This is a genomic window from Candidatus Pantoea communis (genome assembly GCF_011752685.1).
Classification (GTDB): Bacteria; Pseudomonadota; Gammaproteobacteria; order Enterobacterales; family Enterobacteriaceae; genus Pantoea; species Pantoea communis.
The window spans coordinates 62,030-69,900 of the sequence record NZ_VWXC01000029.1 but is presented as its reverse complement, the minus strand read 5'-3'; the positions used below and the strand labels follow the sequence as shown (position 1 = coordinate 69,900).

Sequence of the window (7,871 nt, the reverse complement as noted above, 5' to 3'; positions counted from 1 at the left end):
ATAATGGCGATGGCGCCAGGGCTGGTGCTGCCGGAAAGAAGAGTGCGGCATTACCCAAGGGCGGTAAAAAAGAGGCCACAACGTTATCCGTTGCGGCCTCCATTAAGATCTTAACTGACAAGCATTAGGGGCTAGGCGCGCTTTTACGTGGTTTTCGTGGCATCAGTTAGACTTTTTCCGTAAGCTAAGGCGCTTATTTCTTCACCCCACAGGACATAACGATGGATTCACTGGTCGTTCCTGACATCGACATCCTGCGTCGCTGGCTGGATCAACAAAATATCACTTGGTTCGAATGCGATGCCTGCCAGGCACTGCACCTGCCGCACATGCAGAATTTTGACGGGGTGTTTGATGCAAAAATCGACCTGGTGGACAACGTCATCCTCTTCTCGGCCCTCGCGGAAGTGAAACCCACAGCATTGATTCCTTTGGTCGGCGATTTATCGCAGATCAATGCCAGTTCGCTTACGGTGAAGGCCTTTATCGATATCCAGGATGACAATCTGCCCAAGCTGATTGTCTGCCAGTCGATCAGTACCACTGCCGGATTGACGTTTGGTCAGTTCTCGCACTTTATGAAGCAAAGTGAAGAGGGCGTTTCCATGGTGATCATGGAAGCCTTTGCCAATAATTTGCTGATGATGGGCGAAGAAGAGGAGCGCCAACCTAGCTCCAGCAGCCACGCGATGCTGCACTGAGTTCCCCGCCTCGCTAACTGCCGCTTTTTGCGGCAGTTTTCATTTTAGCCCTACCACTTTTTATTCTGCATTTTGCCCTTTATTGCCAGATATTAGTCGTGCTTTATGCCGCTAGTGCCAAACCCCATAGCAGAAACATGCATAAAATATCGCAAAAAGGCGTTTTTTACGCTGGATCTGGCACGCCTGAAGCAGGGGGGCTATTCTTGCGGGGCTGCTTGAGACATGCAACCTCAGCACAGGTATAGGTTTTTGCTATTAAACTCCCGCTGAATATTGATTCATTGTGTGTCTGTGATTAAACAGAAAACGCAACGTCCGGATCGCGTGTATGCAGCGTTGTGATGACCCCCTCAGGAGGATGGAAAACATGTTCAACCAACGTAAAAAATGGTTGCCAGGTGTGGTTGCTGGTGTGCTGATGGCTGCGGCCGCTGGTGCTCAGGCAGAAGATAAAACGCTGCACGTCTATAATTGGTCCGATTATATTTCGGCCGACACCGTGCCGAATTTTGAAAAGCAGACCGGTATCAAAGTGGTCTACGACGTGTTCGATTCCAACGAAGTGTTGGAAGGTAAGCTGATGGCGGGTTCTACCGGCTACGACGTTGTGGTGCCATCCTCCAGTTTCCTTGCACGCCAACTGCAATCAGGCGTTTTCCAGGAGCTGGATAAGAGCAAGCTGCCAAACTATAAAAACCTCGATCCTGATTTGATGGCGAAAGTCGCGCAGCACGATCCGGGTAACAAATATGCGATTCCGTATCTGTGGGGTACCACCGGTATCGGCTATAACATCGACAAGGTAAAAGCCGCGCTGGGTACTGATGCGCCCGTCAACAGCTGGGATTTGGTGCTGAAGCCTGAAAACCTGGAAAAACTGAAAAGCTGTGGTGTTTCCTTCCTCGATGCGCCGGAAGAGATCTTCGCCACCGTGCTGAACTACCTCGGCAAAGATCCGAACAGTTCAGACGCCAAAGATTACACCGGTGCCGCGACCGATCTGCTGCTGAAGCTGCGTCCTAATATCCGCTACTTCCACTCGTCTCAGTACATTAACGACCTGGCGAATGGCAACATCTGTGTGGCGATCGGTTGGTCTGGCGATATCCTGCAGGCGAAAGATCGTGCAGTCAAAGCCAACAACGGCGTGCACCTGGGTTACAGCGTGCCGAAAGAGGGCGCTCTGGCCTTCTTCGATATGATGGCGATTCCGAAAGACGCGAAAAACCTCGACGCAGCCTATCAGTGGCTGAACTACATCATGGATCCAAAAGTGATCGCGGATGTCTCTAACAAGATGAACTACGCCAACGGCAACAAGGCGTCACTGCCATTGATCAATGCCGATGTGCGCAACAATCCGGGCATCTTCCCAACGCCGGATGCGATGGCCAAGCTGTTTGTGCTCAAAGTCCAGGATCCGAAACTGGATCGTGCGCGCACCCGTGCATGGACTAAAGTAAAAAGTGGTAAGTAATTCGTTCTAAACGGATTCGTTACCTGTAGACGACAACAGAGGCGCGGTGATGGCCTCTGTTGTGCCATTTTAGCGGCTGGCTGTGCCGCGCTACACCGCTTAGCGCCGGAGAAATGTTAGTGAACGACGCGATTCCCCGCCCCCCAAATAAAACGGCTAAGGCGTTAACGCCGCTGCTGGAAATCCGCAACCTGACCAAATCTTTTGACGGCCAGCACGCCGTAGATGATGTCAGCCTGACCATTTATAAAGGCGAGATTTTTGCCCTGCTGGGTGCTTCCGGCTGTGGTAAATCGACCTTGCTGCGCATGCTGGCGGGCTTTGAACCACCGACCAGCGGGCAGATTGTGCTGGATGGGCAAGACCTGTCACACGTTCCGCCTTATCAGCGCCCGATCAATATGATGTTCCAGTCCTACGCGCTGTTCCCGCACATGACGGTGGAGCAGAACATTGCCTTTGGATTGAAGCAGGATAAATTGCCGAAAGGCGAAATCAGCAGCCGCGTGGCCGAAATGCTGACGCTGGTGCATATGCAGGAATTTGCTAAGCGTAAACCGCATCAGCTTTCCGGCGGTCAGCGTCAGCGCGTGGCGCTGGCGCGTAGCCTGGCGAAACGCCCCAAACTGCTGCTGCTGGATGAGCCGATGGGCGCGCTGGATAAGAAACTGCGCGACCGCATGCAGCATGAAGTGGTGGATATTCTGGAGCGCGTCGGCGCGACCTGCGTGATGGTAACGCACGACCAGGAAGAAGCCATGACTATGGCCGGTCGTATTGCCATCATGAACCGTGGAAAATTTGTGCAGATTGGTGAGCCGGAGGAGATCTACGAGCATCCTACCAGCCGTTACAGTGCCGAATTTATCGGTTCAGTTAACGTGTTTGACGGCCTGCTGCGCGAGCGTGCTGAAGATGGCGTGGTGATTGATGCGCCGGGCCTGGTACATCCGCTTAAAGTGCAGACCGATGTCTCTATCATCGATAACGTGCCGGTGCATGTCGCTTTACGTCCGGAAAAAGTGATGCTGTGCGAAGAGGTGCCGGCGGATGGCTGCAACTTTGCCGTCGGCGAAGTGGTGCATATTGCCTATCTCGGTGACCTGTCGATTTATCACGTTCGCCTGCGCAGCGGTCAGATGATCAGCGCGCAGCTGCAGAATGCACATCGCTACCGCAAAGGTGCGCCAACATGGGGTGATGAAGTTCGCCTGTGCTGGGACGCCGACAGCTGTGTGGTTCTGACGGTTTAAGGAGGCGTAATGAGCCAGATTTCTCAACGCAGCGAGCCGGAAGTGGTGGGTACACCGCTGCAGCGCTGGGGCACGCGTATTAAAATGCTGCATGGTCGCAAGCTGGTGATCGCCTTGCCTTATCTTTGGCTGATCCTGCTGTTTCTGCTGCCGTTCCTGATCGTGCTGAAGATCAGTTTCGCCGATATTGCGCGTGCCATTCCGCCTTACACCGATCTGGTGACCTGGGCCGATGACCAGCTCAATCTGGTGCTGAATCTCGGTAACTACATCACGTTGACGGATGATCCGCTGTATGCCGAAGCCTATCTGACCTCGCTCAAGGTGGCGGCGATTTCTACCGTAATCTGTCTACTGATCGGATATCCGCTGGCGTGGGCGGTAGCGCACAGCAAACCTTCAATGCGCACCATCCTGCTGTTGCTGGTGATCTTGCCCTCCTGGACCTCGTTCCTGGTGCGCGTGTACGCGTGGATGGGCTTGCTGAACAACAACGGCATTCTTAACCGCTTCCTGATGTGGCTGGGGGTTATCGATCACCCGCTGGTGATTCTTTACACCAATACCGCGGTGTATATCGGCATTGTTTACTGCTATCTGCCGTTTATGGTGTTGCCGATCTATACCGCACTAACCCGTATCGACTACTCGCTGGTCGAGGCCTCGCTGGATCTGGGTGCGCGTCCGCTGAAAACCTTCTTTAGCGTGATTGTGCCGCTGACCAAAGGTGGGATTATCGCCGGTTCGATGCTGGTGTTTATCCCGGCGGTAGGGGAGTACGTGATCCCAGAACTGTTGGGAGGGCCGGACAGCATTATGATTGGCCGTATCCTGTGGCAGGAGTTCTTTAACAACCGTGACTGGCCAGTGGCTTCGGCGCTGGCGGTGATCATCCTGTTGATTTTGATTCTGCCGATCATCTGGTTCCACAAGCATCAAAATCGTGAGTTAGGAGAGAAGGAATGAATCAGTTACCGACCATTCGCTCTCCATGGCGTACGGCGATTTTGGCCGCATGCTTCCTGTTCCTGTACGCGCCGATGCTGCTGCTGGTGGTTTACTCCTTCAACAGCTCGCAGTTGGTCACCGTGTGGGAGAGCTTCTCATTCCACTGGTACAAAGTGCTGTTCCAGGACGATGCGATGCTGGATGCCGTTGGCCTCAGCCTGACCATTGCGGCGCTTTCCGCCACCATGGCGGTGGTGTTGGGTACCATGGCGGCGGTGATCATCGTGCGTTTCGGCCGTTTCCGTGGGCATAGCGGTTTTGCGTTTATGCTCACCGCACCGCTGGTGATGCCGGATGTGATCACCGGGTTGTCACTGCTGTTGCTGTTTGTGGCGATGGGCAACACTTTCGGCTGGCCGAGCGATCGTGGCATGCTCACCATCTGGCTGGCGCACGTCACTTTCTGTACTGCTTACGTGGCGGTGGTGATCAACTCCCGTCTGCGCGAGCTGGATCGTTCCATCGAAGAAGCGGCAATGGATCTCGGGGCGACGCCGCTGAAAGTGTTCTTCGTGATAACCGTACCCATGATTGCTCCGGCAATTGTCACCGGTTGGCTGCTGGCCTTTACGCTGTCACTCGATGACCTGGTGATTGCCAGCTTCGTCACCGGGCCGGGCGCTACCACGTTGCCAATGGCGATCTTTGCTACCGTGCGACGCGGCGTCAATCCAGAGATCAATGCGTTAGCCTCATTGATTTTGTTTGTCGTCGGCCTGGTCGGTTTCATCGCCTGGCGCTTTATGGCGCACGAAGAAAAGCAACGTTTACGCGATATTCAGAAAGCTAAACGTGGCTGAAAGCCGTAACATTTGCCAATATAAGAACGGGCCGGTTTAATGGCCCGTTTTTTTATGGTTACGGAGTCAAACCATGTCGGAAACCCTCAAAAACGCGATGGCAAATTCTACGCCTGCACCGGTGATGGTGGCGGGGATCGCCATTATTGCCACGCGCTGTCTCAGCGTGCTGATGCTAGCCAATGAACTGGGTTACGACGAAATGGCTAACTTTGTCCACCGCAGTGCACAGGCGTGGGATTCCACGCTAATTTTTATCGCCAGTCAGCTAATCTTTCTGTTTGAACTACGCTGTGCCTTTACCCTGTTGCGCGGTAGCAATCGCGGACGATGGGGTTATGTGATGGCGCAAATTATCGTGCTCGGTTATATGCTGATGGCGTCCGTTGGATGGATCTACCCGGAAATCTTCAGTATTCCCGGTGAAACTAATGCACAGATCATCCACCACACGCTGATGCAGAAAGTACCGGATGCGCTGGTGTTACTGCTGTTGTTTGTGCCGGCCAGCAGTCGCGCATTTTTCCGCGCCCGGTGATACAATCTGCCCCCGATTTTTCTCCCGATTCTGAATACAGGCCTTTCCATGTATTGCGCGCTTTATGATGCCGGTCGCTGTCGTTCGTGCCAGTGGCTGGAGAAACCCTATCCGCAGCAGCTCAGCGAGAAGCAGTCGCTGCTCGAGCAGTTACTGTCGCAGACCGCGGTGGCTGAGTATTTACCGCCGGTAACCTCCGCGCTGCAGGGTTTTCGTAATAAAGCCAAAATGGTGGTGAGCGGCAGCGTTGAGCGGCCGATTTTTGGCATGGTGGCGCGTGATGGCGAACCGGTTGATCTGTGCGATTGCCCGCTCTATCCCGCCCGCTTTGCGCCGGTGTTCGAGGTGCTGAAACCTTTTATTGCCCGCGCCGGATTAACGCCCTACAACGTGGCGCGTAAACGCGGTGAACTGAAATTCCTACTGCTGACCGAGAGTTCTCAAGGTGGCATGATGCTGCGGTTTGTGCTGCGTTCCACCAGCAAGCTGGAGCAGTTGCGCGCGGCCTTACCCTGGCTGCAGCAGCAGTTACCGCAGCTGAAAGTGATCTCCGCCAACATCCAGCCGGTGCATATGGCGATTCTGGAAGGGGAAGAAGAGATTGCTTTGACGCCGGATCAAGCGCTGGCGGAGTGTTTCAATCAGGTGCCGCTGTATATTCGCCCGCAGAGTTTCTTCCAGACTAACCCGCAGGTCGCCGCCGATTTGTATGCCACGGCGCGTGATTGGGTCGCGGAGCTGCCGGTGTCCAGCATGTGGGATCTGTTCTGCGGCGTGGGCGGTTTCGGCTTGCACTGTGCCACGCCCGAGATGCAGCTGACCGGTATTGAGATCAGTGCGGAAGCCATTGCCTGTGCGCAGCAGTCGGCTGAACAGTTAGGACTCGATAAGGTGAGTTTCGCCGCGCTGGATTCGACCCAGTTCGCCACATCGCGTGAGCAGGTGCCACAGTTGGTGCTGGTCAATCCGCCGCGTCGCGGGATTGGGGCTGAGCTGTGTGCTTATCTCAGTGAAATGGCGCCAGACTACATTCTCTATTCGAGCTGCAATCCCAGCACGATGGCGCAGGATATTGCACGTCTGGCGGATTACGCGGTGAGCCGCGTCCAGCTGTTTGATATGTTCCCGCACACCGCACATTTTGAAGTGCTGACATTACTGATTAAGAAGGGTGGAGCCACGTAGCCACCGCCTGAACGGAGGACGTGCAGAACCTGTCAGGTGGCACGCCACGAGGCTCCATAATGCTTATTCCGGGAACCACTTCTGATTGATTTGCTGCCAGGTGCCATCGGCTTTCAGCGCCACCAGTGCGTCATTCATCTCTTTCAACAGCGCTGCATTGCCTTTACGCACCGCAATGCCTAAGCCGGTGCCGAAGTATTCGGTATCGGTGATATGTTCACCCACTGGGCTGAGGTCTTCATTGGCTTTTAGCCACTGATTGACCACCGCACTATCGCCAAATACGCCGTTCAGGCGACCATTTTTCAGATCGAGAATCGCATTCTGATAGCTGTCGTAAGACACGGCGATCACTTCTGGATGTTTTTCCAGCAGGTATTTCTGATGCGTGGTGCCATTTTCAACGCCCACACGCTTACCCTTCAGCTGACTAAAGTCGGTGAACTGTCCCTTTTGGGCAATCACAATCGCGGAGTTTGCGTAGTAAGGCTGAGTGAAATCGACCTGTTTGCTGCGCTCGGCGGTAATATCCATACCTGAGATAACCGCATCGTAACGACGGAATTTCAGCGAAGGGATCAAACTGTCAAACGCGTTATTGGTAAAGGTGCAATCCGCTTTCATTTGCTGGCATAAGGCTTTTGCCAGATCGATATCGAAGCCAACGATTTGGTTGTCGTGGTCGAGGGATTCAAACGGGGGATAGGTCGCAGAAGAGGCGAAGCGGATTTTTTCCGCCGCATAAGCATTCATTGCCAGTGTTGCCAGCGCCGCAGCAACAATCCATTTTTTCATTATGTGACTCCTGTAAACCATGCCAGAGATAGAACGGGTTACACGATGCCAGTAAATGAATTTATATGCAAATAATATGATTAAAAAATTACATGCGTTATTGGGGCGTGG

General features: G+C 53.9%; 8 protein-coding genes. 7 read left to right on the top strand and 1 reads right to left on the bottom strand.

The annotated features are described in order from the left end of the window. Positions 1-221 precede the first annotated feature (221 nt). From F3J37_RS25645 to rlmC, 7 genes are all read left to right on the top strand, one after another. The gene (locus F3J37_RS25645; RefSeq protein ID WP_038647881.1) at positions 222-701 is read left to right on the top strand and encodes a YbjN domain-containing protein; all 480 of its coding nucleotides are present in this window, start codon (positions 222-224) and stop codon (positions 699-701) included. 370 nt (positions 702-1,071) lie between these two features. Further along, positions 1,072-2,181 (top strand): spermidine/putrescine ABC transporter substrate-binding protein PotF, encoded by a 1,110-nt coding sequence (potF, locus tag F3J37_RS25640; protein ID WP_166936484.1) that lies wholly within the window; start codon positions 1,072-1,074, stop codon positions 2,179-2,181. Between the two features lie 119 nt (positions 2,182-2,300). After that, positions 2,301-3,434: a putrescine ABC transporter ATP-binding subunit PotG gene (potG, locus tag F3J37_RS25635; RefSeq protein ID WP_166936485.1), complete on the top strand. Its 1,134-nt coding sequence runs from the start codon at positions 2,301-2,303 to the stop codon at positions 3,432-3,434. Positions 3,435-3,443: 9 nt separating this feature from the next. Further along, positions 3,444-4,400 carry a putrescine ABC transporter permease PotH gene (gene potH / locus F3J37_RS25630; RefSeq protein ID WP_034820712.1) on the top strand — a complete coding sequence of 319 codons (957 nt, stop codon included), beginning with the start codon at positions 3,444-3,446 and terminating at the stop codon, positions 4,398-4,400. After that, on the top strand, positions 4,397-5,242 hold the full coding sequence (gene potI / locus F3J37_RS25625) for a putrescine ABC transporter permease PotI (protein ID WP_097119348.1): 846 nt from the start codon (positions 4,397-4,399) through the stop codon (positions 5,240-5,242). The genes potH and potI overlap by 4 nt, the downstream gene beginning before the upstream one ends. Before the next feature lie 73 nt (positions 5,243-5,315). Beyond that, positions 5,316-5,780 carry a YbjO family protein gene (locus F3J37_RS25620; protein WP_034820707.1) on the top strand — a complete coding sequence of 155 codons (465 nt, stop codon included), beginning with the start codon at positions 5,316-5,318 and terminating at the stop codon, positions 5,778-5,780. Between the two features lie 48 nt (positions 5,781-5,828). Further along, entirely contained in the window at positions 5,829-6,965 is a 1,137-nt protein-coding gene (gene rlmC / locus F3J37_RS25615) for a 23S rRNA (uracil(747)-C(5))-methyltransferase RlmC (protein ID WP_166936483.1), read from the top strand. Between the two features lie 63 nt (positions 6,966-7,028). Here rlmC and artJ read toward each other — a convergent pair whose 3' ends face one another. Continuing rightward, the gene (gene artJ, locus F3J37_RS25610; protein WP_166936482.1) at positions 7,029-7,760 is read right to left on the bottom strand and encodes an arginine ABC transporter substrate-binding protein; all 732 of its coding nucleotides are present in this window, start codon (positions 7,758-7,760) and stop codon (positions 7,029-7,031) included. Positions 7,761-7,871: the final 111 nt, after the last annotated feature.